Genomic DNA, 26,648 nt, shown 5'->3' with positions numbered 1-26,648 from the left:
TTCTTTGCAACGGAGTCTTTGTACTTCCGTACGCGCGCGGTCCGCTACTCCTTGACGAAGCCCTCCGCGATCAGCCAGTCCTTCGCCACCTCATGCGGATCCTGGCCGTCCACGTCCACCTTGGAGTTCAGGTCCCGCGCCACCTTGTTGTCGAGCTTCTTCGTGATGGGGCCCAGGACCTCCGCGATCGCCGGATGCTCCTTCAGTGACTTGCTGTTGACCTCGGGGGCCGCGTTGTAGTTGGGGAAGAAGTGCTTGTCGTCCTCCATCGTCGTCAGGTCCATCGCCTTGATGCGGCCGTCCGTCGTGAAGACCTCCCCGTACGTGCAGGACCCCTTCGACGCCTGCGTGTAGATGATTCCCGTGTCCATCTTGGTGATGTTGGAGGAGGGGACGTTCATCCCGTACTCCTTCTGCATGCCGGGCAGCCCGTCCTCCCGCGAGGCGAACTCACTCTCCACGCACAGCGATACCGCCTTCGGGTCCGACTTGGAGAGGGCCGCCACCTGCGAGAGCGTCTTCGTCTTGTACTTGGACGCGTTGCTGCGGTTCATCGCCAGCGCGTAGGTATTGTTGAGCGTGGCCGGGTCCAGCCACGTCACGCCGTTCTTCAGGTCCGCGTCACGCACCGCCTGCCACTGCTTCTGCGGGTCGGTGATCGGTTCGGTGTTGCCCTGGTAGGTGATCCACGCCGTGCCCGTGTACTCGTACATCGCGTCCGCGTCGCCGCCCTTCACGGCCTCGCGCGCGCCGATCGAGCCCTGGATGCCCGTACGGTCGAGCACGTCCGCGCCCGCCGCCTCGAACGCGATGCCCATGATCGCGCCCAGGATGAGCTGTTCGGTGAACTCCTTGGAGGTGACGGTGAGGTCGGCGCCCTTCAGGGGGAGGCCCTTGCCGATCGTGCCGGGCTTCACGTCGTCCACCATCGGGCTGCCGCTCGTGAGGCCGCAGGCGGCCAGCAGCGAACCGCCCAGGACGGCGATCACGGTCGTACGCGCGGTGATCCTGAGGTTCCTCATGCGTCCACCTCCAGGCCCCTCGGGCGCAGCACCAGTTCCGCCAGCGACGCCAGCCAGTCCACGAGCAGCGCCAGCGCGATCGTCAGGATGGAGCCGAGCATGAGGACCGGCATGCGCTGGTTGGTCATGCCCGTCGTGATCAGGTCGCCGAGGCCGCCGCCCCCGCCGAACGTGGCGAGCGTCGCGGTGCCCACGTTGAGGACGAGCGCCGTGCGGACGCCCGCCAGGATCAGCGGTACGGCCAGGGGGAGTTCGACCTTCGACAGGACGCCGACGGAAGACATGCCGATGCCGCGCGCCGCCTCGATCAGCGTCGGGTCGTTCGCCTTCAGGCCCGCGATCGTGTTGGAGAGGACCGGCAGGACGGCGTAGGTGATGATGCCGATCAGGGCCGCCTTCTCGCCGATGCCCAGCCAGATGACGAGGAGCGCGAGGAGACCGATCGCCGGGGTCGCCTGGCCGATGTTGGCCACCGCCATCGCCACCGGCGCGCCTTTGCGCAGCTTCTTGCGGGTCAGCAGGATGCCGAGCGGGATGGCGATGATCAGGACGAAGAAGGTGGAGATCGCCGTGAGTTCGATGTGTTGGCGCAGGCGGAGCCAGACGTTTCCGTTCGCCAGCGCGTTCTTGGAGATCGAGTCGAGGTCGGCCTGCTGGAACCACCACCACGTCGCCAGCAGGACCACCGCGAGCACGGCCGGCAGGAACGTCAGCTTCTGCCAGGTCACCCGGCGCGGCTGCTTCGCGGCGAGCACCACGGGCGGCGCTTCGAGTTCGGCCTCGCCCTCGTCGCGGAAGGCGAGACCCTTGACGTCGTGCTCGCCCTCGGGCCTGACCGGCTGCCTCTGCTTCGGCTTGTGGTCCGGGATGCGGGGCGTGCCCCCTGCGGTGCCGCTCACGCCTTCGCCTCCCCGCCGTAACCCTCCTGCTCGTACTGGGTCAACCGGGCCCGCTGCTCCTCCAGTTCGTGCTGGTGCTCCACCGCTTCGAGGCGGTCGGCCTCCAGCATCTCGTGGACGGAGTTCATCAGCGTCTCCATGTCGACGACGCCCGTATACTCGCCGCGCCGCCCGGTCACCGCGACCCGGCCCGCGTTGTCCGTGAGGACGGCCTCCAGCGCGTCGCGCAGGGTGGCGTCGCGGGTCACCGTGTCGTGGACGAGGGTGCCCGCGCGGGCCAGGGAACCCTTGGCGCGCATCAGGTCGCCGCGCCGCAGCCACTTGTAGGGGCGGCCGCGCTTGTCGAGCAGGAGGAGTTCGTTGGTGGCGCCGCCGCGCAGCTTGTCGAAGATGTCCTGGAGCGGGTCGTCGACGGTCACCGTGGGGATGTCGGCGATCTCGACGTCCCGTACGCGGGTGAGGTTGAGGCGCTTGAGGGCCGCGCCCGCGCCCACGAAGCCCGAGACGAAGTCGTCGGCGGGGTTGGTGAGGATCGCTTCCGGGGTGTCGAACTGCGCGATGTGCGAACGCTCCCGGAGGACGGCGATGCGGTCGCCGAGCTTGATGGCCTCGTCGAAGTCGTGCGTGACGAACACGATCGTCTTGTGCAGCTCGTGCTGGAGCCGGATCAGCTCGTCCTGGAGGTGGTCGCGGGTGATCGGGTCGACGGCGCCGAACGGCTCGTCCATCAGGAGGACGGGTGGGTCGGCTGCCAGTGCGCGTGCCACGCCGACGCGTTGCTGCTGGCCGCCGGAGAGCTGGCGCGGGTAGCGGTGGTGGAACTCGGCCGGGTCGAGGCCCACCAGGTCCAGCATCTCCTCCACCCGGGACTTGATCTTCGACTTGCCCCAGCCGACCATCTTCGGCACGAGCGCGATGTTCTGCGCGACGGTCATGTGCGGGAAGAGCCCGGAGGACTGGATCGCGTACCCGACCTTGCGGCGCAGCTTCACCGGGTCGATGTCGGTGACGTCCTCGCCGTTGATGCGGATGCGGCCGCCCGTCGGCTCGATCAGGCGGTTGATCATCTTCAGGGTCGTCGACTTCCCGCAGCCGGACGGGCCCACGAAGATGACGATCTCGCCCGCCTTGATCTCCATGTTCACGCTGTCCACGGCGGGCTCGCTGCTGCCCGAGTAGCGCTTGGTGAGGTTCTCCAGCTCGATCGTCGCCCCGGAGGTGGTGGTGGCGGTTGTCTCCGCATCGGAGGTGGCGGTGGTCTCAGACACGGATCCCCCTCGGGATGGTCAGCCTGCCGATCAGGACGTACGCGGCATCGAAGAGCAGCGCCAGGACGACGATCCCGAGCGTGCCCGCGAGCACCTGGTTGAGCGCGTTCTTGCTGCCGAGCGAGCCGATGCCGCGGAAGATCTCGTTGCCGAGCCCGGGTCCCGAGGCGTAGGCGGCGATGGCCGCGATGCCCATCAGCATCTGCGTGGAGACGCGGATGCCGGTCAGGATCGGCGGCCAGGCGATCGGCAGCTCCACCCTGAACAGGCGGGCGAGACGTGACATGCCGATGCCCTTGGCGGCGTCGATCAGCGACGGGTCGACGCCCCGCAGCCCGACGATGGCGTTGCGCACGATCGGAAGGAGCCCGTACAGGGTCAGCGCGACGACGGTCGGCGCGACACCGAGCCCGACGATCGGGATCAGCAGACCGATCATGGCGAGCGACGGGACGGTGAGAATGGTGGACGTGACGGTCGTGGCGAGATTCCCCGCCCATTCGCTGCGGTACGTGAGGACGCCGATCAGTACGCCGATGAAGGTGGCGACGACCATGCACTGGAAGACGGCGCTCGCGTGCTGAAACGCGTCCGTCAGCAGTTGCTGGTGGCGGTTGCCGAGGTAGTCCCAGAAGTTCACTGAAGTGCTCACCTCGCCTTTCCGAAGGTACTCACAAGGTCAGTGACGCGCGGGCGGTGACGCGGGGCGGTGACGCAAGGCGGTGACGCAGGGCGGTGGGACAGGCTCTCAGGGGTCTTCGGACGCCTGCTCCACCAACGGGATGATCCGCAGCGGAACGGGGTTTTCCATGACGATCGCCGTGGAAGCCCGCACGATGCCATCAAAGCCCACGACCCGGTCGATCACACGTTGGAGATCCGCGTTCGACCGGGCCACGAGGCGGCAGAGCATATCGCCGTGACCGGTGATGGTATGCAGTTCGAGCACCTCGGCCACGGACGCCAAATGGGTCCGTACGTCAGCACCCTGGCCCTGTTTGATCTCCAGCGTCGCGAAGGCCGTCACCGGGTAGCCGAGCGCCGCCGGATCCACCTCCGGGCCGAAGCCGCGGATGACTCCATTGGACTGAAGCCGGTCCATCCGCGCCTGCACCGTGCCGCGTGCCACGCCGAGCCTGCGGGACGCCTCAAGAACCCCGATACGCGGCTCCCGCGCCAGGAGCACGATGAGTCTGCCGTCCAGATGATCGATCGCCATGACGCCTCCAAGGTGGTCATGATGTACAGATAGCCCGCCCATCCTGGCCACCTACTGAGCAGATTGACCACTGAAAACGAGAACTATTGCGCACCTTGTGGTTCAGCGGGAGCCTCACACCATGACTGAGACCACCACCCACACCACACCCGACACCGCGCGCGAGGCCGACCCCTTCCCGGTCAAGGGAATGGACGCGGTCGTCTTCGCCGTGGGCAACGCCAAGCAGGCGGCGCACTACTACTCCACGGCCTTCGGCATGAAGCTGGTCGCCTACTCCGGACCGGAGAACGGCAGCCGGGAGACCGCCAGTTACGTCCTCACGAACGGCGGTGCGCGCTTCGTCTTCACCTCCGTCATCAAGCCCTCCACGGACTGGGGCCACTTCCTCACCTCCCACGTGGCCGAGCACGGCGACGGCGTCGTCGACCTCGCCATCGAGGTGCCGGACGCGCGCGCCGCGTACGCCTACGCCGTCGAGCAGGGCGCACGGGGCATCACGGAGCCCTACGAGGTCAAGGACGAGAACGGCAAGGTCGTCCTCGCCGCCATCGCCACGTACGGCAAGACCCGCCACACCCTGGTGGAGCGCACCGACTACGACGGGCCGTATCTGCCCGGTTTCGAGGCCGCGAACCCGATCGTCGAGCCCCCGGCCAAGCGGACGTTCCAGGCGATCGACCACTGCGTGGGCAATGTCGAACTCGGCAAGATGAACGACTGGGTCGGCTTCTACAACAAGGTCATGGGCTTCACGAACATGAAGGAGTTCGTGGGCGACGACATCGCGACCGAGTACAGCGCGCTGATGTCGAAGGTGGTCGCCGACGGCACGCTCAAGGTCAAGTTCCCGATCAACGAGCCCGCCATCGCGAAGAAGAAGTCGCAGATCGACGAGTACCTGGAGTTCTACGGCGGCGCGGGCGTCCAGCACATCGCGCTCGCCACGAACGACATCGTGGAGTCCGTCCGCACGATGCGCGCGGCCGGCGTCAAGTTCCTGGACACGCCCGACTCGTACTACGACACGCTCGGCGAGTGGGCCGGCGAGACCCGCGTCCCCGTCGAGACCCTCCGCGAGCTGAAGATCCTCGTCGACCGCGACGAGGACGGCTATCTGCTCCAGATCTTCACCAAGCCGGTCCAGGACCGCCCGACCGTCTTCTTCGAGATGATCGAACGCCACGGCTCGATGGGCTTCGGCAAGGGCAACTTCAAGGCGCTCTTCGAGGCGATCGAGCGCGAGCAGGAGAAGCGCGGCAACCTCTAGTCCGTCCGCTGGTCCGTCCGCCACGTGTGGTCCGGCGCGAAACGCACGTCGTACTCCGCGGGGACGCTCCCGAACCTGCCGGGTTCCGGGATCAACGGATGGTGCGGCAACCCGTGTTGCTGCGTGGGAGCGCCGAGGTTCTCGAAGAACCGCTCGAATGTTCTGCCCGGCCCCGCCGCGACGCCCACGACCTGACTGTGGTGGCGCTCCATACGGTAGGCGTGCAGGCAGTTCTTCGGCACGAAGCCGAAGTCGCCGGGGGTGAGCAGCTTCACCAGCTGCTCACCTTCGGTGTCTTCGACGAAGAGCCGGACGGCGCCCTGGGTGACGTAGAAGACCTCGTGCGTGTCGGCGTGCACGTGGGCCGGTATGAGGTCGCCCTTGGGGCCCTCGACGGTGAAGAAGTTGAAGGTGTTCTCGGTCTGCTCGCCGCCCGCGTAGACGGTGATCAGGTCCCCGAACAGATGGGCGCGGTCGCCTTCGCCCTTCTCGATGAAGTAGGGCTTGCCCGGTTCCGGGGGGATCCGGGACGCCGTGCGGTAGCGGGTGGCGTACTCGATGGTCATGGGCGGATGCTCCTGGAGGCTCGTACGGAAATGTCAGGTACCCGGTGTCAGGTACCCTGACATTAATGTCGAAGGAACCCGCCCGACGCAACCTGCCCCAGCTCCTCGGCGAAGCACGCCGCTGGTTCGAGGACGGGCTGCTGGCCGCCATGGACGCGGCGGGCGCCACCCCCGTGTCGCCGACACAGGTGCAGCTCTTCGCCGTCCTGGACGACGAGGGCACCACCGTCTCCGAGCTCGCACGCCGCATGAACGTCACCCGGCAGACCGCCCACCAGGCCGTCCACGGCCTCGTCGGTGCCGGACTCCTGGAGCAGGCCCCCGACCCCGCGTCCGCCCGGCAGCGGCTGATCCGGCGCACCCCGGAAGGCGAACGCGCGCACCGCGAGGCGGAAGCCGTGCTGGCGCGAATGGAGGAGCTGCTCGCCGAGCGCATCGGCCGGGACGCGGTCGACGCGCTGCGGGCCGCCCTCGAAGCGCCCTGGGGCTAGCGCGTCGGGGTGGTCCGCGTCGGGGCCGGAGTCCGGCGCCGGGGTGAGGGCCGGGTGATCTGCTGGGCGGGGGCCGGGGCGTAGATCTCCTCCGGGCCGCCCTCCGGCGGGTCGCCCAGGGCCTCGAGCGCCCGCTTCGCCGCCGGTACGCTGAGCGGCGAGAAGTACGGGTTGATGCGCACGGCCTCGTTCAGGTGGCGGCGGGATGCGCCGTAGTACATCAACTCCCGCTCGATAGAACCCCGGTGGAACGCGAACAGAGCGCTGCGCGGACCCTTGTCCATCGCCTTCGTCGCGAGTTTCAGGCCCGCCTTGCTGTCCCCGGAGCGGTGCAGCGCCCAGCCCAGCGCGTCCGCCGTCTCCGGGCTGCCGTGCCGCTTGTACTCCGCGGTCAGCCGCTTCACCGCCGCTTCGGCGTCGCCGTGGTCCGCCTCAAGGAGGCCGAGTACGCGTTCGTTGTTGATGCCGCGGGTCTTCTCCTGCTTCACCAGGGTGCGGAGTGCGTCGTACTGGGCTCGTGCCGCCGGGGTGAGTCTGAGGGACTCGTACAACTCGCCCAGTTCCAGCGCGTACTCGGGCAGCGGGTGCTTCGTGAGTGCCGAGCGGTAGGCGAGCAGCGCCTCCGAGGAGCGGCCCAGCGCGGCGAGCGCGCGGCCCCGGCCCGCAAGCGACGGGTGGTGCTCGGCGTCGGCCGCGAGCGCCGCGTCGTAGTAGCGCAGCGCCACCGTCGGCTCGCCCCGCTCCCACGCGAGCTCCGCCACCCGGTGCAGCGCCACCGCCTTCGCCGCCGGTGCCGCGGCGAGCGCCGCCGCGTCCGTGAGCGCCGCGTTCGCGTCCTCGCGCCAGCCGCGGTCGCGGTAGACCTGCCCGGTCCGTGCAAGCACCGCGGTCCCCGAACCCAGCTCCTGCAAGGACTCCAGGGCCCGGCCCACGCCCTTCGCGTCGCCGAGCCCGCTGTACGCGTCGATCAGCGCCGGATACGACGTCCACCGCTTCGGCGCCTGCTTCACCGCGAGCTCGCCCCACTTGCGGGCCGCACGGAAGTCGCGGCGGGCGTTGGCGAGCGCGGCCAGGCCCGTCAGGGCCTCGGGGTTCCGATCCGGGTTCGTCCTCAGGGATGTGTGCAGCGCGCGGTCCGCCTTCGGGAAGTCCGCGAAGTCCGCCGTCCGCACACCCCGCGCCACATACGCGGAGCCGAGCACCGCCCACGACTGCTCGTCCCCCGGATGCGCCCGCACGTGTGCCTCGCGCTCACCGATGAGCACCGCCAGGTCCGGCAGCGCGGCGGGCGCCCCCGTCCCCACGGCCGCCATCGCCCGTCCGGCCGGACCGAGCGCGGGCGGTTCCGCCTTCCCGCCGCCGCCCGGGGGCAGCAGCACCAGCACGCCGCCGAGCACCACGCTCCCCGCCACGGAGCCGATCAGCACACGCTTCACCGAAGGCCTCATGACGTCACTGTGCGCCACTGCCGTCCATACGAAGAGCACATCCCGGCCCGCGGAACGGCGTCGCACACGGGTTCACACCGATGGCCCCGGGTGCGACGCTGTGATCATGAGCCGCACTCTCGTCGAACTCCTCCAGGACGGCCTGCCGGCCGAGGCGATCCTCACCGACCCGGACGTCACCTCCTCGTACGCCCACGACATGGCGAGCTTCTGCGAGGCGGGCGACCCGGCCGTCGTGGTCCTGCCCCGCACCGTCGAGCAGGTCCAGCACGTCATGCGCACCGCCACCGAGCTGCGCGTCCCCGTCGTCCCCCAGGGCGCCCGCACCGGCCTGTCCGGCGCCGCGAACGCCAGCGACGGCTGCATCGTCCTGTCCCTCGTCAAGATGGACCGCATCCTGGAGATCAGCCCCGTCGACCGCATCGCCGTCGTCGAACCGGGCGTCGTCAACGCCACGCTGTCCCGCGCGGTCGGCGAGCACGGCCTGTACTACCCGCCGGACCCCTCCAGCTGGGAGACCTGCACCATCGGCGGGAACATCGGCACCGCCTCGGGCGGCCTGTGCTGCGTGAAGTACGGCGTCACCGCCGAGTACGTCCTCGGGCTCGACGTCGTCCTCGCCGACGGGCGGCTCATGAGCACCGGCCGCCGCACCGCCAAGGGCGTCGCCGGATACGACCTGACACGGCTCTTCGTCGGCTCCGAGGGCAGCCTCGGCATCGTCGTCCGCGCCGTCCTCGCGCTCAAGCCCGAGCCGCCCCAACAGCTCGTCCTCGCCGCCGAGTTCCCCTCCGTCGAGGCCGCCTGCGACGCCGTCTGCAAGATCATGGAGAGCGGCCACGGCCCGTCGCTCCTCGAACTGATGGACCGTACGACCGTGAAGGCCGTCAACACACTGGCCCGGATGGGCCTGCCCGAAACCACCGAGGCGCTCCTCCTCGCCGCCTTCGACACCCCGGACCCCACCGCCGACCTCGCCGCCGTCGGCGCGCTCTGTGAAGCCGCGGGCGCCACCCAGGTCGTCCCGGCCGAGGACGCCGCCGAGTCGGAACTGCTGCTCCAGGCACGGCGGTTGTCCCTCACCGCACTCGAAGCCGTCAAGGGCAGCACGATGATCGACGACGTGTGCGTGCCGCGCTCCAGGCTCGCCGAGATGCTCGTCGGCGTCGAGCGCATCGGCGAGAAGTACGGCCTCACCGTCGGGGTCTGCGCGCACGCGGGCGACGGCAACACCCACCCCACCGTCTGCTTCGACGCGACGGACCCCGACGAGGGTAGGCGCGCCCGCGAATCCTTCGACGAGATCATGGCCCTCGGCCTCGAACTCGGCGGCACCATCACCGGCGAACACGGTGTCGGCGTCCTCAAGAAGGAGTGGCTGGCGCGCGAGATCGGCCCTGTGGGAGTGGAGATGCAGCAGGCCGTCAAGGCCGCCTTCGACCCGCACTCACTCCTCAACCCGGGCAAACTCTTCTGACCTGTACGGGAATGCGTCTCCGTGTTCGCCCCCGTGGCGGTGGAGTTCACTCACCGTCCTTGGACTCGTCCGAGGGCCACGGGTCGCGCAGCCACAGCTCGTCCACACGGCCACGGCCCGCGGCGGGCGCGAGCAGCTCGGCGAGGCCGTCGTCGATGCCGAGCTGCTCGGCCTCGGAGCCCGGAGGGACCACCCGCAGCGTCCGCTCCAGCCACGCCGACACCGCGGCGGACGGCGCCTCAAGGAGCGCGTCGCCGTCCGGCGAACTCAGCGCCATCAGGACGACGCTGCGCCCCTCCACCTTCGTCGGCCAGACCCGCACGTCCCCGTGGCCGCACGGCCTGAACACTCCCTCCACCAGGAGCTCCCGCGCGAACGTCCAGTTCACCGGGTGCTCGGAGCCGATGTGGAAGGCGATGTGGACGGCGTACGGGTCGGCGGTGCGGTAGGTGAGGCGGGCCGGTACGGGGATGATCCGCTCCGGCGACAGGACCAGTTTCAGCTCCAGCTCGCGTTCCACCACGGAGTGCATGTCGATGCCCTTCTCTCTCCTCGTAGCTCACGTAGGGGTCCTGGGAGCGGACCCGTACGAGTGGAGAGCACGACATCGCCGGAGCATTACGCGGGTTGCGGAAACTTTCTCCGGACGACTTCGCGGAGGTGGCCGGGAGGGGGCGTGGGGGACGCGGGGGATGTGTGGGGAGCGTGCCCGGAAAGTGGTCCGTAGGGCGGGACCCGCTCTACTGGACACGGAGGTCTGATAGATGTGGAGCCCCCAAAAGACCCCCGAGCAGATACGGGACGACGGACATGAGCGCCCCAACTCCGGCCCCAGGCGACGACAGGCCACGCGAAGGCTACTACCCCGACCCGTCCATTCCCGGATATGTCCGGTACTGGAACGGTGCCGCCTGGGTGCCCGGTACGAGCCGTCCCGCACCGTCCGACGGCGAGCCGCTGCCGCCTCCGCCGGGCGCTGCCGCCGCTCACGCCACCGAGGAGACGGGGCCCGTCTTCTTCGACGAGACGCCGGACGCGGGGCAGTCCGAGCAGGGGGACCCCGAGACGGGCCGGTTCGAGGCCGCGCGGCCAGGGGCGAACGCGGGCGGCGCGGCGGACCAGCACGGTGCGCGGCCCGAGCCCGCCTCCGCCTGGCACGCCGACGCGGGCCGCCAGACCGGCATCGGCGCGGAGCCGGACCACAAGGTCTCCTGGGGCGGTGCGCCCGGGCGGCCCGATCCGCGGGTGCCGAGTGACGCGGCGGCGCGTTCGGCGGGGGGCGAGGATGCCGCTCCCGAGAGGGCCCCGGAGGCTCCGATCGGTCCGGTCGGTCCCGTCGCCCCCGAGTCTTCGCACGACGACAGCAACCCCGGCACCGTCACGATCCGCGCGGTCGAGCCGGGGGCGGCCAAGCCGACGGCGGGCGAGGGCACAGTGACGTTCCGCCGTCCGACCGGGCCCGTGCGGCCCGCCCCGTCGCCCGGCACCGACGGCACGATGTCGATCCGCGCGATCCGCCCCAAGTCGGCCCAGCAGGGCGGCCGGACCGCTGCCGCCGCGCAGCCCTCCGTACCGCAGCAAATGCCCCCGCAGGCACCGCAGGCCCCCCAGGCACCACAAATCCCCCAGGCACCACACGTCCCGCAGGCCGCCACCCCGCCCCAGACCCGGCAGCCGCAGGCCCAGCCTCAGCCCCAACCCCAGCCCGCGCCTTCTCCCGCACCCGCTCCCCAGCCCTCCGTCCCCCAGCAGGGCGGCGTCCCCACCCCCGTCACCTCGGGGCCCGGCGGCGGCTCGCCCTCCTGGGCCCAGCAGGTGCACCAGCTCGCACAGAGTCCCGCCGCCCCCGACCCCGGCCAGCAGGGCGAGGGGCAGCCCGTCGTGCCGTGGAAGCCGGTCGCGGAGGACCCGTTCCTCGCCCTCGCGCAGACACAGGCCGCGGCCCGCCCCGCCGGACTCGGCAGGCGCCTGGCCGCACGGCTCATCGACACCGTCGTACTCGTCGCCGTCACCGGCGCCGCCGCGCTGCCCCTCGGCACCAAGGCCGCCGACCACGTCGACAGCAAGATCGACGCGGCGAAGCTCTCCGGCGAGAAGACCACGGTCTGGCTCCTCGACGGCACCACCGCGGGCTACTTCGGCCTGATCCTCGCCGTCCTGCTGCTCTTCGGCGTCGTCTACGAAGCGCTGCCGACCGCCAGATGGGGCCGCACCCTCGGCAAGAAGGTGTGCGGCATCGAGGTGCGGGACATCGAGGAGCACGAGGCACCGACGTTCGGGGCGGCGCTGAAGCGCTGGCTGGTGTACAGCATCCCGGGCGTCCTGGTGATCGGCGTCGTCGGCGTGGTGTGGTGCGTCTTCGACCGGCCGTGGCGCCAGTGCTGGCACGACAAGGCGGCCAACACGTTCGTGGCCGGGTGAGCGCGGCGGCGGCCGGGCAAGAGGCTGTGCCATAACCCGGTCGGCCGCTCGCCGGATGCGGAGCCCGGGCCGTCGCGGTCGACTCGGGCCATGAGCACCGAACCGCCGCAGTACCCGCCGCCGGACGACGACCCGTTCAAGAAGCAGCCCCCGCGGCAGCCGCCCCCGCAGTCCCCGCAGGGCGGCGGATCCCCGTACGACACCCCGCCCCCGGGCGGCGGCTCACCCTACGGAACCCCGCCCCCGCCCTATGGCGGCGACCCGTACGGCGGTGGTCAGGGTGGCCACGGCGGGCCGGACCCGCTCGCCGGAATGCCTCCGCTGGCCGACAGCGGCAAGCGGGTGCTCGCCCGCATCATCGACATGATTCTGGTGGGCATCGTCGTAGGCCTGTTGACGTGGCTGTTCGGCACGTCGGAGTACGACATCGACCCGGACAACGTGAACTCGGGTAAATCGTTCGGCCAGTCGCTGCTGGCCGCCGTGCTCTACATCGCGTACGACACCTTCATGATCTCGAAGACCGGGCAGACGCTCGGCAAAAAGTGGCTGGGCATGCGGGTCGCCAACCTCAACGACGGGGCCACGCCGACCCTGCAGACCGCGCTGGCCCGCGCGGCCGTCCTCTGGCTGCCGTTCGCGTTCTGCTGCGCCTGTATCTGGACGGCGATCTGTGGCGGCTGGAGCTTCTTCGACAAGCCCTACAAGCAGGGCCTGCACGACAAGGCCGCCAAGACCGTGGTGGTCAGCGCGTAGGTTCGCGCACGGAGTCGGCGAGCACGGCGGCACGCTGCTCCACCGGCACGGAACGGGCCGCGGACGCCGCGGGCTGTTTGGGCAGCGGGACCGTCATGGCGACCAGTAAGCCGAGGCCGAGGGCGGCCAGGGCTATCACCGCGATGCCGACTCCCGAGGAGGTCTGGGAGAGCAGGAGCATCGCGAGGGTCGAGAAGACGACGGTCACCGACCCGTAGGTGATCTGTGCGGTGGTCGGACGTGGCATGGGACGCGGCATGACGTGATCCGTCCTCGGCAGGGATCCCCCCACGGCTTGTGGTCATGGGGGCGGATGCGGATGTGTGAACGGCTGTATACGAATCAAAGGGGGCCCGACGGCGACGACTTGGGTTGTGCCGTCCCGCGCGGTAGCGCACCGTCGATTGACTCTATTCCGCTGCATGCCCGACGGGAACGGGCGGTAAGCGTGACCTAACCCACGGTGCCGGAGCACAGGGGGCGCACGGGTTCATGTCGTCCACCAAGTGGTCGGTGGGGCGCGCCCGTTGTCCTTCGCCGCGGGACAGTGCTCCGTGTCCGCATACCGGTTCCGCGCGTCTGCATAGTGCACTTGGCCTGTTCAAGTCAAGGACTGTCTTTTCTCCTGTACTTCCGGTCGAATGTCGTCACTTGTGACGCGTACATCGCGCGCGGACCTCCTCCGACCGGGAATTTCGGTCCGCCTATTCGCGCGGGGCGCGGGGGAGGACAGCATCAAGTGACAGTCAGAACTCGGACCTTCAGAGCCACCGCGGTGGCCGTGGCGGTGGCCGCGGCCGCCGCGACGTTCTCGGCAGCGACGGCTTCCGCCGAGGACGGTGCCTCGGGCGGGGCACCGGCCATCGACCGGCAGGACCCGTCGCGCCCGAAGGCGCACGTCGACCACGACCTGGACGGTCCGTTCAGCAAGCAGCAGGCGCAGCAGCGCAAGGCCGCCCTGCAGCAGGTCGTCGCGGGTGACGCCAAGGTCCAGAAGAAGGGCGCCTCCAAGGTCGTCAAGCTCGACGACAAGAAGTACGTCGAGCTCGGCCGGGAGAAGACCGACAAGATCTTCACGATCCTGGTGGAGTTCGGGAGCAAGGTCGACGACACGACCATGTACGACCCGGACGGCCCCGAGGGCCCGGAGCAGCCGGTCAAGAAGTACGGCGGCAAGCCGGGACCGCTGCACAACAAGATAGCCAAGCCGGACCGTGCGAAGGACAACAGCACGGCCTGGCAGAAGGACTACAACCAGAAGCACTTCCAGGACCTGTACTTCGGGAAGGGCAAGGACTCCAAGGGCAAGGCGAAGCACTCGCTGAAGACCTACTACGAGAAGACCTCGTCCGGCCGTTACTCGGTCGACGGTACGGTCTCCGACTGGGTCAAGGTCGAGAACAACGAGGCCCGCTACGGCTCGAACTACTGCGGCGACACCAACTGCCCGAACGTCTGGGACGCGGTCAAGGACGGCGTGACCGCCTGGGCCAAGGACCAGAAGGCGAAGGGCCGCACGGACGCGCAGATCAAGGCGGACCTGGCCAAGTACGACCAGTGGGACCGTTACGACTTCGACAACGACGGCGAGTTCAACGAGCCCGACGGCTACATCGACCACTTCCAGATCGTCCACGCGGGCGAGGACGAGTCGGCGGGCGGCGGCGCCGAGGGCGAGAACGCCCTCTGGGCGCACCGCTGGTACGCCTACGGCAACGACGCGGGCAACACAGGACCCTCGAACAACAAGGCCGGCGGCACCCAGATCGGCGACACGGGCATCTGGGTCGGCGACTACACGATGCAGCCGGAGAACGGCGGCCTCGGCGTCTTCGCGCACGAGTACGGCCATGACCTGGGCCTGCCCGACCTGTACGACACCACGGGCAAGGGCGACAACTCGGTCGGCTTCTGGTCGCTGATGTCGGCCGGTTCCTGGCTCGGTACCGGCAAGGACGCCATCGGTGACATGCCGGGCGACATGACCGCCTGGGACAAGTTCCAGCTGGGCTGGCTGGACTACGCCAAGGCGAAGGCCGCGACGACGTCCGAGCACAAGCTGGGCGTCTCCGAGTACAACACTCGGCACCGTCAGGCGCTCGTCGTCGACCTGCCGAAGAAGTCCGTCACCACCAAGGTCGTGAAGCCCGCCGAGGGCTCCAAGCAGTGGTGGAGCGACCAGGGCGACGACCTCAAGAACACCCTGACGCGGTCCGTCGACCTCACCGGCAAGACCAAGGCCGAGCTCTCGCTGCAGGGTTGGTGGGACATCGAGGCCAACTACGACTACCTCTACACCGAGGTGTCCACGGACGGCGGCGCCAACTGGAAGCCGGTCGACGGCACCGCGGACGGCAAGCCGATCACCCGTGACGCCGGCGACAAGCCCGCGTTGACCGGTGCCTCCGGCGCGTACAAGAAGCTGGTCTTCCCGCTCGACGCCTACGCGGGCAACAAGGTCGACGTCCGCTTCCGCTACTCCACGGACGGCGGCGCGGGCGGCAAGGGCTTCGCGGCCGACGCGCTCGCGATCACCGCGGACGGCGCCAAGCTGTTCGAGGACGGCGCCGAGGGCGACGACAACGGCTGGGCGTCGAAGGGCTTCTCGCGCATCGGTGAGTCCTTCACGAAGAAGTACGACCAGTACTACCTCGCCGAGAACCGTCAGTACGTCTCGTACGACAAGACCCTTGAGGTCGGCCCGTACAACTTCGGCTCCAAGGTCCGCCCCGACTGGGTGGAGCACTACCCGTACCAGACCGGCCTGATGGTCTGGCAGTGGGACACCTCGCAGAAGGACAACAACACCAGCGCCCACCCGGGCCAGGGTCTGATCCTTCCGGTCGACGCGCACGCGAAGCCGCTGAAGTGGAAGGACGGCACGGTTCTGCGCAACAAGATCCAGCCGTTCGACGCGCCCTTCAGCAAGTACGCGACCGACAAGGTCACGCTCCACAACGGTGACGTCGCGCTGAAGATCAAGTCCCAGAAGGGTGTCTCGGTCTTCGACGACCGCAAGGGCACCTACTGGTACGCGTCGAACCCCACGGGCAGCGTGAAGGTCACTGACACCAACACCCAGATCAAGATCATCAAGCAGCCCAAGGACGGCTCGACGATCACGGTCCAGGTGGGTCGCTCGACGAAGTAAGTAGCATTTCCGCAGGTCAAACCATGATCGGCCGTCGCCCTCTAGCGGGCGACGGCCGATCGTGTTTAGGTGCGTCTGTGGATTTCTTATTGACGCGGGGTCCGGCCAGGGGCCTCGTGCAACGTCTCACGGGGGTGTGACCCAGCATGTCCGCAGGAGGTTTCTGCAAGCTGCCGAACGGCAGCGTGGTGGTGGCGCTGACCCTGCCGAACCCGTCGCCGACGGGCGGTACGGTCAGGATGATCGTGCACGCCGTGAACCGTGCGAGGGCGCTGACGCGGCTGCGCAATCTGGGGCTGCGGGCGGTCTACCTGCGGGGCAACGCGGAGCCGCCGACGCCGGACGAGGTGACGGCGGTCCTGCACCATCCGGACGGCCTCATATGGCGTACGACGCCGGACGATGTCCGGGAGCTCTGGCACCCGATCAGAGCCCTGCGCCGACAGGGCCGCGGCGCTCCCCATGCCAGCGGGTCCGGGGTGCCGTTCTGACGGCTCCCGCGCGTCCGCGGGCCCTTCGTGGCCGGTCGCGCGGTTCCCCGCGCCCCTCGGGAGGCTTCGTCTCTGTCACACGACGGGCTTGCCCGTCAGGGTGACTCCCGCCGCGCGGAGCTCGGTCATCGCCGTCTCCGTGCGCGCGGCCGAGACCCCGGCCGTCAGGTCGAGCAGGACCGTCGTCCTGAAGCCCTCCCGCGCCGCGTCGACCGCCGTCGCCCGCACGCAGTGATCCGTGGCGATGCCCACCACGTCGACCTCGGTGATCTCCCGCTCGCGCAGCCACTCCGCCAGCGAGAGCCCGTTCTCGTCGAAGCCCTCGAAACCGCTGTACGCCGCCGAGTACGCTCCCTTGTCGAAGACCGCGTCGATCGCGCCGGAGGCCACCGCGGGGGCGAAGTTCGGGTGGAAGCCGATGCCCTCCGTGCCCGCCACGCAGTGCGGCGGCCAGGAGTCGACGTAGTCCGGGCGGTCCGAGAAGTGCGCTCCCGGATCGATGTGGTGGTCGCGGGTCGCCACCACGTGGCGGTACCCCGCGGGGGCCTGGCCGATCAGTTCCGTGATCGCGGCGGCCACGTCCGCGCCGCCGGCGACCGCGAGGCTGCCGCCTTCGCAGAAGTCGTTCTGCACGTCTACGACGATCAGTGCGCGGCGCATGGCGGGTGTCCTTCGGGTGAGGGCGGGGATGGGGAGAGGGCTCGGCGGGGGACTCGGCCGGATGAACCGAGAGTAGAGACTTCAACCACGTTGTGGGAGGGGGCCCCGCCGGGGCCGGGCCGCTCCTCCCCGCGACCTCGGACGGATGTCAGACGTATTCCGTCGGAATGACCGCTTCGCCCCGCGAGAGCTGCGTCGCCGACAGCGGCAGCCCCGCACGCGCCGCCGCGTGGCGGTCGCGGACCGCGTCGAGCGGCTCGCGGGAGAGGACCTCGCCGCCCTTGACCAGCTCGACCAGGAGCTGCCGGTCGGCGAGCTCGGTGGGCACGGCGCCCGTGCCGACGACCTCCGCCTCGGCCACCCCGTACTGGTCGGTACGGCGCGCGGCCCACTTGCGACCGCCCACGGACGACTTCGCGCCGAGCGACTTCTTCGCCACCGGCTCCAGGGGGGCCTCCGGGTCCGCCGAGTGGGCGCGGGCCACCAGCTTGTAGACCATGGACGCGGTGGGGTGCCCGGAGCCCGTGACGAGCTGTGTGCCCACGCCGTACGCGTCCACGGGCGCCGCCGCGAGCGAGGCGATGGCGTACTCGTCGAGGTCGGAGGTCACGACGATCTTCGTGTCCGTCGCGCCGAGCTCGTCCAGCTGTTGGCGGACCCGGTGGGCGACGAGCAGCAGGTCGCCGGAGTCGATGCGCACCGCGCCGAGCTCGGGCCCGGCGACCTCGACGGCCATCCGGACGGCCTCGGTGACGTCGTACGTGTCGACGAGCAGTGTCGTGCCGCGGCCGAGGGAGTCGACCTGGGCCTGGAAGGCGTCGCGTTCGTTGTCGTGCAGCAGGGTGAAGGCGTGGGCGCTGGTGCCGACGGTGGGGATGCCGTAGCGGAAGCCCGCCGCCAGGTCCGACGTGGTGGCGAAGCCGCCGACGTACGCGGCGCGGGACGCGGCGACGGCCGCGAGCTCGTGGGTGCGGCGGGCGCCCATCTCGATCAGCGGGCGGTCGCCCGCGGCCGAGGACATGCGGGATGCGGCGGCCGCGATGGCCGAGTCGTGGTTGAGGATGGAGAGGATCACCGTCTCCAGGAGCACGCACTCCGCGAAGGACCCCTCGACGCGCAGGATCGGCGAGCCGGGGAAGTAGACCTCGCCCTCGGGGTAGCCCCAGATGTCGCCGCTGAAGCGGTAGCCGGAGAGCCATTCGAGGGTCGCCTCGTCGACGATGTTCCGCTCGCGCAGGAAGCCGAGGACGTCGGCGTCGAAGCGGAAGTTCTCCACGGCGTCCAGGACCCGGCCGGTACCGGCCACCACTCCGTAGCGCCGTCCCTCGGGGAGTCTGCGGGTGAAGACCTCGAAGACGGAGCGCCGGTCGCCGGTGCCGGCCCGCAGCGCGGCCTGCAGCATCGTCAGCTCGTACTGGTCCGTGAAGAGCGCTGTCGACGGAACATCCACCGGCAGGCCAAGGTCCGCTGTGTTCATGTGAAGGATGCTACCCCCAATCTCGTCACTCTGACGATTTCGGTGGACGCGCGGGAGGCCGTTTGTGCGAGGGTCCTCTCGGGGTGGCAGCATGGGGCGTGTGAGTACGGCTCCCGCAGAGATCACCCGCCCGGATTCGGACGAAGAGGCGCTCGTCGTCCCCGAGCCGGACGTCCCCTGGATCACCCTCGTGCACAACGACCCGGTCAATTTGATGAGTTACGTGACGTATGTGTTCCAGTCCTACTTCGGGTACTCGAAGGAGAAGGCCACGAAGCTGATGATGGACGTCCACGAGAAGGGGCGCGCGGTCGTCTCCAGCGGCAGCCGCGAGGAGATGGAGCGCGACGTACAGGCCATGCACGGATACGGGCTGTGGGCCACCCTTCAGCAGGACCGCAAGTAGCGGGCCGGAAGCAGCGGACCGGAAGTAGCGACGCATCTGATGCCAGGACAATTCGAAGCGATCCCCGGCGGCGGCGCCGCCGTCGCGCTCGACGAGGTCGAGATCTCGATCATCCGCTCCCTCGCCGTGCAGCTCCTGGAGCTGATCGGGCCGGGTCCCGGCGGCGAGGTCTCCGACGACCCGCTCGCGGAGATCTTCGCCGAGGGGCCGAGCGAGCCGCCCGCCGATCCGGTGATGCAGCGTCTGCTGCCCGACGCGTACGGCGGTCCGGGGAGCGAGAACGGCGCGAGCGACGCGGACGAACTGCGGGCGTATTCGGCGGAATTCCGGCGCTTCACGGAGAACGACCTGCGGGCCAAGAAGCGTGACGACGCCCTGGTCGTCATCCGTTCGCTCGACTCGATGACGGCGTCGGGCGAGGGCGGAGCTGTCCTGAAACTGTCGGTCGAGGAGTCCCAGCGGTGGCTGGCGGCCCTCAACGACCTCCGGCTCGCGATCGGCACGCGCCTCGAAGTGAGCGACGAGGACGACGCCGATCTCCTCTACCGCCTGCCGGACTCCGACCCCCGCAAGCCGATGGTGATGGCCTACCTCTGGCTCGGCGGACTGCAGGAGACGCTGGTCGGGACGTTGCTGGACTGATTCCGGGCAGAAGTTCATGCAGAATGCAGCAAAATTTGTTGTAGTGGACAGGTTCTGCCCGCCCGGAGCGTGGTTCGCTCAGCGGAGCCTCAAATCCGGATAACGATCCCGTCAAGTCATTGCCCTGCTTTGCTCTGTCAAGGGTGCTTTGTCCGCTTCTTCCTGTGGTGTGCGCCACAGGTGGCTCATTCCCTCACTGTTGCCACCGTGATAAATCTTCACGACCGCTCGGTGACGCCACCCATGTCACCGAGGGCGCTTCAGCCGGCAGACCGCCGGTAGCACTCCATCCATATCCGGGGGGATCAGGACCTGATCCGCAGCCACAACGCAGATGTGCGGGCGCGGATCAGCATGGAGAAAGGCGTCACCATGACCTCAGTGCAGGTCGAAGAGCACCACGACGGGCACGACGGCAATGGGGTCGTGCACGGCTCGTCCGGCGAGGGCGAGGGATACCAGCGCGGGCTCGGAGCCCGACAGATCCAGATGATCGCGATCGGCGGTGCCATCGGCACCGGCCTGTTCCTCGGCGCGGGCAAGGCCATCCACAAGGCCGGACCGAGCCTCATCCTGGCGTACGCCATCGCGGGCCTCGTCATCTTCTTCATCATGCGGGCGCTCGGCGAGCTCCTCATGTACCGGCCCGTGTCCGGCTCCTTCTCGGAGTACGCACGCGAGTTCATGGGCCCGTTCTTCGGATTCGTGACCGGCTGGACGTACTGGCTCTTCTGGGTCGTCACCGGCATCACCGAAGTCACCGCGGCCGCCCAGTACATGCAGTACTGGACCCACGACTCATTCCCGCAATGGGCCTACGCGCTGGTCTTCACCGTCATCCTGTACGGCGCGAACCTCATCTCCGTGAAGCTCTTCGGCGAGCTCGAGTTCTGGTTCTCGATGGTCAAGGTCACCGCCATCATCGGCATGATCCTGATCTGCGTCGGCATCCTCACCATCGGCTTCTCCGACGCCGGTGACACCGCCACCGTGGCCCACCTGTGGAACCAGGGCGGTTTCTTCCCCAACGGCATCGGCTCCACGCTGATGACCCTGCAGATCGTGATGTTCGCCTTCCTCGCCGTCGAGCTCGTCGGCGTCACCGCGGGCGAGTCCAAGGACCCGAAGACCGTCCTGCCCAAGGCCATCAACACCGTGCCGTGGCGCATCGCCGTCTTCTACGTCGGCGCCCTCATCATGATCCTGTCGGTCGTCCCGTGGACCTCCTTCAAGCCCGGCGTCTCACCGTTCGTCGCCGCCTTCGAGGAGATGGGCCTCGGCGTCGGCGCCGCCATCGTGAACTTCGTGGTCCTCACCGCCGCGCTCTCCTCCTGCAACTCCGGCATGTACTCCACCGGCCGCATGCTGCGCGACCTGGCGATGAACGGCCAGGGCCCCAAGTTCTTCACCAAGCTCACGAAGAACGGCCTGCCGCTGATCGGCACCACGGCCTCCGCCGCGTTCATGCTGGTCGGCGTCTGGATCAACTACCAGTGGCCGGGCGAGGCGTTCAACTACGTCGTCTCCTTCGCCACCATCTCCGGCATGTGGGCCTGGATCATGATCCTGGCCTGCCAGATCCGCTACCGTCGCAAGGCCGACCGCGGCGAGCTGCCGCAGTCCACCTTCCGCGCCCCGGGAGCCCCGTACACCAGCTGGTTCGCCCTGCTCTTCATCGGCATGGTCATCGTGATGATGGGCATCGACAAGGACGCGCGTATCTCCCTGTACGCCGCTCCGGTCTGGGCCGCGATCCTGACCGTGTCGTACCTGGTGCTCAAGAGCCGCAACCCGCAGGCCGCGGCCTTCAACAAGCGGAAGGTCGGCGTCTCCGGCGAGTCCTCCTCGGACGACTCCCTCTCCAAGGACTGAGGCTCCCCAAGGCCCCCGTCCAGCATTCGGGCCCGCCCGTACCACACTTCGGTACGCGCGGGCCCCTCTGCTTATCCTGGCTGCCATGCTGACCATCACCCAGGCCCTCCACGACCAGATCGTCGCGCACGCGCGCCAGGACCACCCCGACGAGGCGTGCGGCGTGGTCGCGGGCCCGGAGGGCACCGGGCGCCCCGAGCGGTTCATCCCGATGCTGAACGCCGCACGGTCGCCCACGTTCTACGAGTTCGACTCGGGTGACCTGCTCAAGCTCTACCGCGAGATGGACGACCGCGACGAGGAGCCGGTGATCGTCTACCACTCGCACACCGCGACCGAGGCGTACCCCTCGCGCACCGACATCACCTACGCCAACGAGCCCGGCGCGCACTACGTCCTGGTCTCCACCGCGGACACCGACGACGCGGGCCCCTTCCAGTTCCGCTCGTACCGGATCGTGAACGGCGAGGTCACCGAAGAAGAGGTAAAGGTCGTCGAGGCATACTGAGCTTTACTCATGAGGGCGGCAGGACCCAGGAAGCCGGTGCGAACCCGGCACGGTCCCGCCACTGTGACCCCACCCCGACACCGGGGCCGGGGGAGTCAGGAACTGACCTGCCGCCCTTCTCCACGCAACGCAGGGGACGCGGAAATCCCCTGAAGGAGGAAGTTCAGCCATGTCCCGCCGTCACACCGGCATACGCGCCCTCGCCGCCGCGGCCCTGCTCGTCCCGCTCGCCGCGTGCTCCTCGTCGGACGCAGGCGGTGACACCGAGCCCGCCGCCAAGGCCGCCGGATTCCCGTACACCGTCACCAACTGCGGTGTGCGAACGACGTACGACGCACCCCCGAAGCGCGCCGTCACCATGAACCAGCACACCACCGAAGTGATGCTGGAACTCGGCCTCAAGGACCACCTCACCGGCACGGCCTACCTCGACGACAAGGTCCTGCCCAAGTATGAGAAGGCGTACGACTCCGTGCCCGTCGTCGCCAAGGAGTACCCCTCCTACGAGAAGCTGCTCGCCGCCAACCCCGACTTCGTCTACGGCGGCTACGCGAGCGCCTTCCTCGCGGGCGACGGCCGCAGCCGCTCCGCGCTCGCCAAGTCCGGCATCAAGAGCCGCCTCAACGTGGAGGGCTGCGCCAAGAAGCCCGTCTCCATGGACGACGTCTACCGCGAGGTCCGCGAGGTCGGCTCCACCTTCGGGGTGCGGGCCCGCGCGGACCGGTGGGTCAGCGGCGCACAGCGCGCACTCGCCGCCACCGCCGAGAAGACCAAGGGCAGGAAACCCCTCTCCGTCTTCGTCTACGACAGCGGCGACAAGACCGCGTTCACGGCGGGCGGCCGCGGCATCGGCAACGACATCATCAAGCGGGCGGGCGGCCGCAACGTCTTCGCCCACGTGGACAAGTCCTTCAGCGACGCGTCCTGGGAGTCCGTCGTGAAGAACAAGCCCGAGACCATCCTCATCCTCGACTACGGCGCCACGACCGTCGCCCAGAAGAAGAAGCGCCTCCTCGACGACCCCGCCCTCCAGGACGTCCCCGCCATCAAGAACAAGAGCTTCGCCGTGCTGCCCCTGTCGGACATGGTCACAGGAGTACGAGCACCCGAGGCGGTGAGGAAGCTGGCGGCGCAGCTGTGAAGCGCATGCGCTACGCCACCGTCATCACCACGCTCTGCGCGGCCCTCGCGGTGGCCGTCATGGCAGGGGTGGCCCTCGGCTCCGTCCGCATCCCGACCGCCGACGTCCTGGAGATCCTCACGGGACGCGCGGGCCCCTCCCCGTTCCGCACCATCGTCCTGGACGTCCGGCTCCCGCGGGTCATCCTCGGAGCCACCGTCGGAGCCGGCCTCGCCGTCATCGGCACCGTCCTCCAGGCCCTCGTCCGCAACCCCCTCGCCGACCCGTTCCTGCTCGGCGTCTCCTCCGGCGCCTCCGTCGGCGCGGTCTGCGCGATCGTCCTCGGCTCCGTCTTCGGCCTCGGCGCCGCCCTGTCGACCACCGTCACCATCCCGGCCGCCTCCTTCGCGGGCGCCCTGATCTCCCTGATCCTCGTCTACGCCCTCGCACGCGGCGGCAGCGGCAGCTTCGCCACCGGCCGACTGATCCTCGCGGGCGTCGCCGTCTCGTACATCCTCACCGCCCTGACCAGCCTCATCCTGGTCACCGCCGACAGCGCCGACCACCTCAAGGAAGTCCTGTACTGGACACTCGGCGGCCTCGGCACCGCCCGCTGGGACATGCTCGCCCTGCCCTGCGTCACCCTCGTCATCGGCACGGCCCTCCTCATGTCCATGGCCCGCCCCCTCGACCTGCTCCTCGCGGGCGAGGAGGGCGCCACCGTCCTCGGCCTCGACGCCGCCCGCTTCCGCGCCGGCGTCTTCGTCCTCGCCTCACTCCTCACCGGCGCCCTCGTCGCCTACAGCGGCGCCATCGGCTTCGTCGGCCTGATGGTGCCGCACGCCGCCCGCATGCTGGTCGGCGCCGCCCACCGCGCGCTGCTCCCGGTCGTCGCGCTGATGGGCGCGGTGTTCCTGGTCGCCGCCGACCTCGCCGCGCGCACCGTCGCCGCGCCGCAGGACATCCCCGTCGGCGTGCTCACCGCGCTCACCGGCGGCCCGTTCTTCCTGTGGATGCTGAGGCGGCGCAACGAAGGAGTACCGGCATGACGACCACCGGCACGACGACCACCGGCACGAAGAGCAGCGGCAGGACGACCACCGGCATGACCACGGCACCGCTCACCGGCGGGCTCCGCACCGAAAAGCTCTCCTACGAAGTCGAAGGACGGCTCCTCGTCGACGCCGTCGACCTCACCGCCGACCCCGGCGAGACCGTCGGCGTCGTCGGCCCCAACGGCAGCGGCAAGACGACCCTGCTGCGCTGCGTGTACGGCACCCTGCGCCCCACAGGCGGCCGCGCCCTCCTCGACGGCGACGACCTGCACACCATGACCCCCAAGGCCCGCGCCCGCCGCCTGGCCACCGTGCCGCAGGACGGGCAGGCGGCGTTCGAGCTCACCGTCCGGCAGGTCGTCGCCATGGGCCGCTCCCCGCACAAACGGTTCTGGGAGGCGGACACCGTCGCCGACGACGAACTCGTCACCGAGGCGCTCGCCCGCGTCGGCGTCCAGGACCTCGCCGACCGCGCCTTCCCCTCCCTCTCCGGCGGCGAACGCCAGCGCGCCTTCGTCGCCCGCGCCCTGGTGCAGCAGCCCACCCTCGTCGTCCTCGACGAACCCACCAACCACCTGGACATCCGCTACCAGCTGGAGATCCTCTCCTTCGTACGGAACCTCGGCACCACCAACCTCCTGGCCCTGCACGACCTCAACCTCGCCGCGTACTACTGCGACCGCCTCTACGTCCTCGACGGCGGCCGCCTCGTCGCCTCCGGGACACCCAGAGAAGTCCTCACCGCCGAGCTCCTCGCCACCGTGTACGGCGTGACGGCCGAGGTCAGCACCCACCCGCTGACCGGCGCCCCGACAGTCGTCTACCTGCCGCCGCCCGCATCCTGAACGGATTCCGTCCACCAGTTGAGATCACATTCCGGGATCCGGACCGGGAATCGATACGATGACCGCATGGTTCCCCATGACGTGAGCGAAGAGACGCCGAGCGCACCCCTGCTGCTCGTGGCGCGGCTGCACGTCGACCTGTGCCGCCTCGCCAGCGCCATCTGTACCCGCTGAACCGGTCCACCGCGGTCCTACGCACGGCCGCGGGCCGCGGCGGCCTCTCCGTACGCCCGGCGCACCACACCGCAAGCCCCGTGCCGCCGCGCGCCCACCACACGCACTTCTCGACTCCCGACAGGAGCCCTCAGCATGGCCATCGAGGTCCGCATCCCGACCATCCTCCGCACCTACACCGACGGCGCCAAGGCCGTCGAGGGCAGCGGTGACACCCTCGCCGAGCTCTTCGCCGACCTCGACTCGCGGCACGCCGGCATCGCCGAGCGCATCGTCGACGACGGCAAGCTCCGCCGCTTCGTGAACGTGTACCTCAACGACGAGGACGTCCGCTTCCTCGACGGCATCTCCACGAAGCTCGCCGACGGCGACAGCGTCACGATCCTGCCGGCCGTCGCCGGCGGCATGGTCTAGGCCCGATCCCGGATGCCTCGCTACGACTCCCCGCTCGCCGCGGTCGGCAACACGCCGCTCGTCCGCCTGCCGCGGCTCAGCCCCTCGGACGACGTCCGCATCTGGGCCAAGCTGGAGGACCGCAACCCGACCGGCTCCATCAAGGACCGCCCTGCCCTCCACATGGTCGAACAGGCCGAGAAGGACGGCCGGTTGACGCCCGGCTGCACGATCCTGGAGCCGACCTCGGGCAACACCGGCATCTCGCTCGCCATGGCGGCCAAGCTCAAGGGCTACCGCATCGTGTGCGTCATGCCGGAGAACACCTCCCAGGAGCGGCGCGACCTGCTCGCCATGTGGGGCGCCGAGATCATCTCCTCACCGGCAGCGGGCGGCTCCAACACCGCGGTACGGGTGGCCAAGGAACTGTCGGCCGAGCACCCCGACTGGGTGATGCTCTACCAGTACGGCAACCCCGACAACGCGGGCGCCCACTACGCCACGACGGGCCCGGAGATCCTCACCGACCTCCCCTCCATCACCCACTTCGTGGCGGGCCTCGGCACCACGGGCACCCTCATGGGCGTCGGCCGCTACCTCCGCGAACAGAAGTCCGACATCAAGATCGTCGCCGCCGAGCCGCGCTACGACGACCTCGTCTACGGCCTCCGCAACCTCGACGAAGGCTTCGTCCCCGAGCTGTACGACGCCTCCGTCCTCACCACCCGCTTCTCCGTCGGCTCCGCCGACGCCGTGACCCGCACCCGCGAACTCCTCCAGCAGGAGGGCATCTTCGCGGGCGTCTCCACGGGCGCCGCACTGCACGCCGCGATCGGCGTCGGCAACAAGGCGGTCAAGGCGGGGGAGTCCGCCGACATCGTCTTCGTCGTCGCCGACGGCGGCTGGAAGTACCTGTCGACGGGCGTCTACACGGCCACGACGACGGAAGCGGCGATCGAAACCCTGCAGGGCCAGCTCTGGGCGTAGCCCCGAACTCACCGAACGCCGGAGGGGCTG

28 protein-coding genes and 1 riboswitch are annotated in these 26,648 nt (G+C 69.4%); of the genes, 17 read left to right on the top strand and 11 right to left on the bottom strand.

What is annotated here, in order from left to right; genetic code table 11:
- Positions 1 to 44: 44 nt before the first annotated feature.
- The 5 genes from NOO62_RS15460 to NOO62_RS15440 form a co-directional block, all read right to left on the bottom strand.
- Positions 45 to 1,022: a glycine betaine ABC transporter substrate-binding protein gene (locus NOO62_RS15460; protein ID WP_268771469.1), complete on the bottom strand. Its 978-nt coding sequence runs from the start codon at positions 1,020 to 1,022 to the stop codon at positions 45 to 47.
- A complete protein-coding gene (locus tag NOO62_RS15455; protein WP_268775633.1) occupies positions 1,019 to 1,891 on the bottom strand; it encodes an ABC transporter permease in 873 nt (290 codons plus the stop codon). The genes NOO62_RS15460 and NOO62_RS15455 overlap by 4 nt, the downstream gene beginning before the upstream one ends.
- A gap of 26 nt (positions 1,892 to 1,917) precedes the next feature.
- Positions 1,918 to 3,189: a betaine/proline/choline family ABC transporter ATP-binding protein gene (locus NOO62_RS15450; protein WP_268771468.1), complete on the bottom strand. Its 1,272-nt coding sequence runs from the start codon at positions 3,187 to 3,189 to the stop codon at positions 1,918 to 1,920.
- Positions 3,182 to 3,829 carry an ABC transporter permease gene (locus NOO62_RS15445; RefSeq protein WP_268775632.1) on the bottom strand — a complete coding sequence of 216 codons (648 nt, stop codon included), beginning with the start codon at positions 3,827 to 3,829 and terminating at the stop codon, positions 3,182 to 3,184. The genes NOO62_RS15450 and NOO62_RS15445 overlap by 8 nt, the downstream gene beginning before the upstream one ends.
- A 108-nt stretch (positions 3,830 to 3,937) precedes the next feature.
- Positions 3,938 to 4,408, bottom strand: coding sequence for an Lrp/AsnC family transcriptional regulator (locus tag NOO62_RS15440; protein WP_268771467.1), 471 nt, complete (start codon positions 4,406 to 4,408; stop codon positions 3,938 to 3,940).
- 121 nt (positions 4,409 to 4,529) lie between these two features.
- On the opposite strand from NOO62_RS15440, the gene hppD reads away from it, so the two are divergent.
- Positions 4,530 to 5,678, top strand: coding sequence for a 4-hydroxyphenylpyruvate dioxygenase (hppD, locus tag NOO62_RS15435; RefSeq protein ID WP_268771466.1), 1,149 nt, complete (start codon positions 4,530 to 4,532; stop codon positions 5,676 to 5,678).
- Here the strand turns inward: hppD and NOO62_RS15430 are convergent.
- A complete protein-coding gene (locus NOO62_RS15430) occupies positions 5,675 to 6,244 on the bottom strand; it encodes a quercetin 2,3-dioxygenase (RefSeq protein WP_268771465.1) in 570 nt (189 codons plus the stop codon). The two genes, hppD and NOO62_RS15430, sit on opposite strands and share 4 nt — an antisense overlap.
- A 65-nt stretch (positions 6,245 to 6,309) precedes the next feature.
- Between NOO62_RS15430 and NOO62_RS15425 the strand changes: the two genes are divergently transcribed.
- Complete coding sequence (locus NOO62_RS15425) at positions 6,310 to 6,735, top strand: MarR family winged helix-turn-helix transcriptional regulator (RefSeq protein ID WP_268771464.1); 426 nt, start codon at positions 6,310 to 6,312, stop codon at positions 6,733 to 6,735.
- Here NOO62_RS15425 and NOO62_RS15420 read toward each other — a convergent pair.
- Positions 6,732 to 8,183: a tetratricopeptide repeat protein gene (locus tag NOO62_RS15420; RefSeq protein WP_268771463.1), complete on the bottom strand. Its 1,452-nt coding sequence runs from the start codon at positions 8,181 to 8,183 to the stop codon at positions 6,732 to 6,734. The genes NOO62_RS15425 and NOO62_RS15420 overlap by 4 nt on opposite strands.
- 106 nt (positions 8,184 to 8,289) lie before the next feature.
- Between NOO62_RS15420 and NOO62_RS15415 the strand changes: the two genes are divergently transcribed.
- On the top strand, positions 8,290 to 9,660 hold the full coding sequence (locus NOO62_RS15415) for an FAD-binding oxidoreductase (protein ID WP_268771462.1): 1,371 nt from the start codon (positions 8,290 to 8,292) through the stop codon (positions 9,658 to 9,660).
- Between the two features lie 46 nt (positions 9,661 to 9,706).
- Here NOO62_RS15415 and NOO62_RS15410 read toward each other — a convergent pair whose 3' ends face one another.
- Positions 9,707 to 10,192, bottom strand: coding sequence for an SsgA family sporulation/cell division regulator (locus tag NOO62_RS15410; RefSeq protein ID WP_268771461.1), 486 nt, complete (start codon positions 10,190 to 10,192; stop codon positions 9,707 to 9,709).
- Positions 10,193 to 10,470: 278 nt separating this feature from the next.
- Here NOO62_RS15410 and NOO62_RS15405 point away from each other — a divergent pair, with 278 nt between their 5' ends.
- Positions 10,471 to 12,081: an RDD family protein gene (locus NOO62_RS15405; RefSeq protein ID WP_268771460.1), complete on the top strand. Its 1,611-nt coding sequence runs from the start codon at positions 10,471 to 10,473 to the stop codon at positions 12,079 to 12,081.
- Between the two features lie 90 nt (positions 12,082 to 12,171).
- Entirely contained in the window at positions 12,172 to 12,837 is a 666-nt protein-coding gene (locus tag NOO62_RS15400) for an RDD family protein (protein WP_268771459.1), read from the top strand.
- Here the strand turns inward: NOO62_RS15400 and NOO62_RS15395 are convergent.
- Positions 12,827 to 13,084, bottom strand: a complete 258-nt coding sequence (locus NOO62_RS15395; protein WP_268771458.1) for a hypothetical protein — start codon at positions 13,082 to 13,084, stop codon at positions 12,827 to 12,829. The two genes, NOO62_RS15400 and NOO62_RS15395, sit on opposite strands and share 11 nt — an antisense overlap.
- Positions 13,085 to 13,576: 492 nt before the next feature.
- Between NOO62_RS15395 and NOO62_RS15390 the strand changes: the two genes are divergently transcribed.
- A complete protein-coding gene (locus tag NOO62_RS15390) occupies positions 13,577 to 15,988 on the top strand; it encodes an immune inhibitor A domain-containing protein (RefSeq protein ID WP_268771457.1) in 2,412 nt (803 codons plus the stop codon).
- A gap of 146 nt (positions 15,989 to 16,134) precedes the next feature.
- Complete coding sequence (locus tag NOO62_RS15385; RefSeq protein ID WP_268771456.1) at positions 16,135 to 16,479, top strand: hypothetical protein; 345 nt, start codon at positions 16,135 to 16,137, stop codon at positions 16,477 to 16,479.
- A 75-nt stretch (positions 16,480 to 16,554) separates the two neighbouring features.
- Here NOO62_RS15385 and NOO62_RS15380 read toward each other — a convergent pair whose 3' ends face one another.
- The gene (locus NOO62_RS15380) at positions 16,555 to 17,139 is read right to left on the bottom strand and encodes an isochorismatase family protein (RefSeq protein ID WP_268771455.1); all 585 of its coding nucleotides are present in this window, start codon (positions 17,137 to 17,139) and stop codon (positions 16,555 to 16,557) included.
- A 148-nt stretch (positions 17,140 to 17,287) separates the two neighbouring features.
- Positions 17,288 to 18,616, bottom strand: a complete 1,329-nt coding sequence (locus tag NOO62_RS15375) for a nicotinate phosphoribosyltransferase (protein WP_268771454.1) — start codon at positions 18,614 to 18,616, stop codon at positions 17,288 to 17,290.
- Between the two features lie 91 nt (positions 18,617 to 18,707).
- Here NOO62_RS15375 and clpS point away from each other — a divergent pair, with 91 nt between their 5' ends.
- From clpS to NOO62_RS15330, 10 genes are all read left to right on the top strand, one after another.
- Positions 18,708 to 19,022 carry an ATP-dependent Clp protease adapter ClpS gene (gene clpS, locus NOO62_RS15370; protein ID WP_268771453.1) on the top strand — a complete coding sequence of 105 codons (315 nt, stop codon included), beginning with the start codon at positions 18,708 to 18,710 and terminating at the stop codon, positions 19,020 to 19,022.
- Between the two features lie 39 nt (positions 19,023 to 19,061).
- Complete coding sequence (locus NOO62_RS15365; RefSeq protein ID WP_268771452.1) at positions 19,062 to 19,664, top strand: DUF2017 domain-containing protein; 603 nt, start codon at positions 19,062 to 19,064, stop codon at positions 19,662 to 19,664.
- Positions 19,665 to 20,036: 372 nt separating this feature from the next.
- Positions 20,037 to 21,536 (top strand): amino acid permease, encoded by a 1,500-nt coding sequence (locus tag NOO62_RS15360; protein WP_268771451.1) that lies wholly within the window; start codon positions 20,037 to 20,039, stop codon positions 21,534 to 21,536.
- 85 nt (positions 21,537 to 21,621) lie between these two features.
- A complete protein-coding gene (locus tag NOO62_RS15355) occupies positions 21,622 to 22,044 on the top strand; it encodes a M67 family metallopeptidase (protein WP_268771450.1) in 423 nt (140 codons plus the stop codon).
- A riboswitch (cobalamin riboswitch) is annotated at positions 22,008 to 22,170 on the top strand. Its footprint overlaps the gene before it by 37 nt.
- 43 nt (positions 22,171 to 22,213) lie before the next feature.
- Positions 22,214 to 23,185, top strand: coding sequence for an ABC transporter substrate-binding protein (locus NOO62_RS15350; RefSeq protein WP_268771449.1), 972 nt, complete (start codon positions 22,214 to 22,216; stop codon positions 23,183 to 23,185).
- 5 nt (positions 23,186 to 23,190) lie between these two features.
- Positions 23,191 to 24,213 (top strand): FecCD family ABC transporter permease, encoded by a 1,023-nt coding sequence (locus NOO62_RS15345; protein ID WP_268775631.1) that lies wholly within the window; start codon positions 23,191 to 23,193, stop codon positions 24,211 to 24,213.
- Positions 24,214 to 24,269: 56 nt separating this feature from the next.
- The gene (locus NOO62_RS15340; RefSeq protein ID WP_268775630.1) at positions 24,270 to 25,064 is read left to right on the top strand and encodes an ABC transporter ATP-binding protein; all 795 of its coding nucleotides are present in this window, start codon (positions 24,270 to 24,272) and stop codon (positions 25,062 to 25,064) included.
- A 66-nt stretch (positions 25,065 to 25,130) separates the two neighbouring features.
- Positions 25,131 to 25,238, top strand: a complete 108-nt coding sequence (locus NOO62_RS39120) for a putative leader peptide (protein WP_317850449.1) — start codon at positions 25,131 to 25,133, stop codon at positions 25,236 to 25,238.
- A gap of 135 nt (positions 25,239 to 25,373) precedes the next feature.
- The gene (locus tag NOO62_RS15335; RefSeq protein ID WP_268771448.1) at positions 25,374 to 25,652 is read left to right on the top strand and encodes a MoaD/ThiS family protein; all 279 of its coding nucleotides are present in this window, start codon (positions 25,374 to 25,376) and stop codon (positions 25,650 to 25,652) included.
- A 12-nt stretch (positions 25,653 to 25,664) separates the two neighbouring features.
- The gene (locus NOO62_RS15330; RefSeq protein ID WP_268771447.1) at positions 25,665 to 26,618 is read left to right on the top strand and encodes a PLP-dependent cysteine synthase family protein; all 954 of its coding nucleotides are present in this window, start codon (positions 25,665 to 25,667) and stop codon (positions 26,616 to 26,618) included.
- Positions 26,619 to 26,648 lie beyond the last annotated feature (30 nt).

The sequence above is a fragment of the Streptomyces sp. Je 1-369 genome, from assembly GCF_026810505.1.
GTDB lineage: Bacteria > Actinomycetota > Actinomycetes > Streptomycetales > Streptomycetaceae > Streptomyces.
Note: the sequence above shows the minus strand (reverse complement) of the source record. Positions and strands in the feature narration are given on the sequence as shown.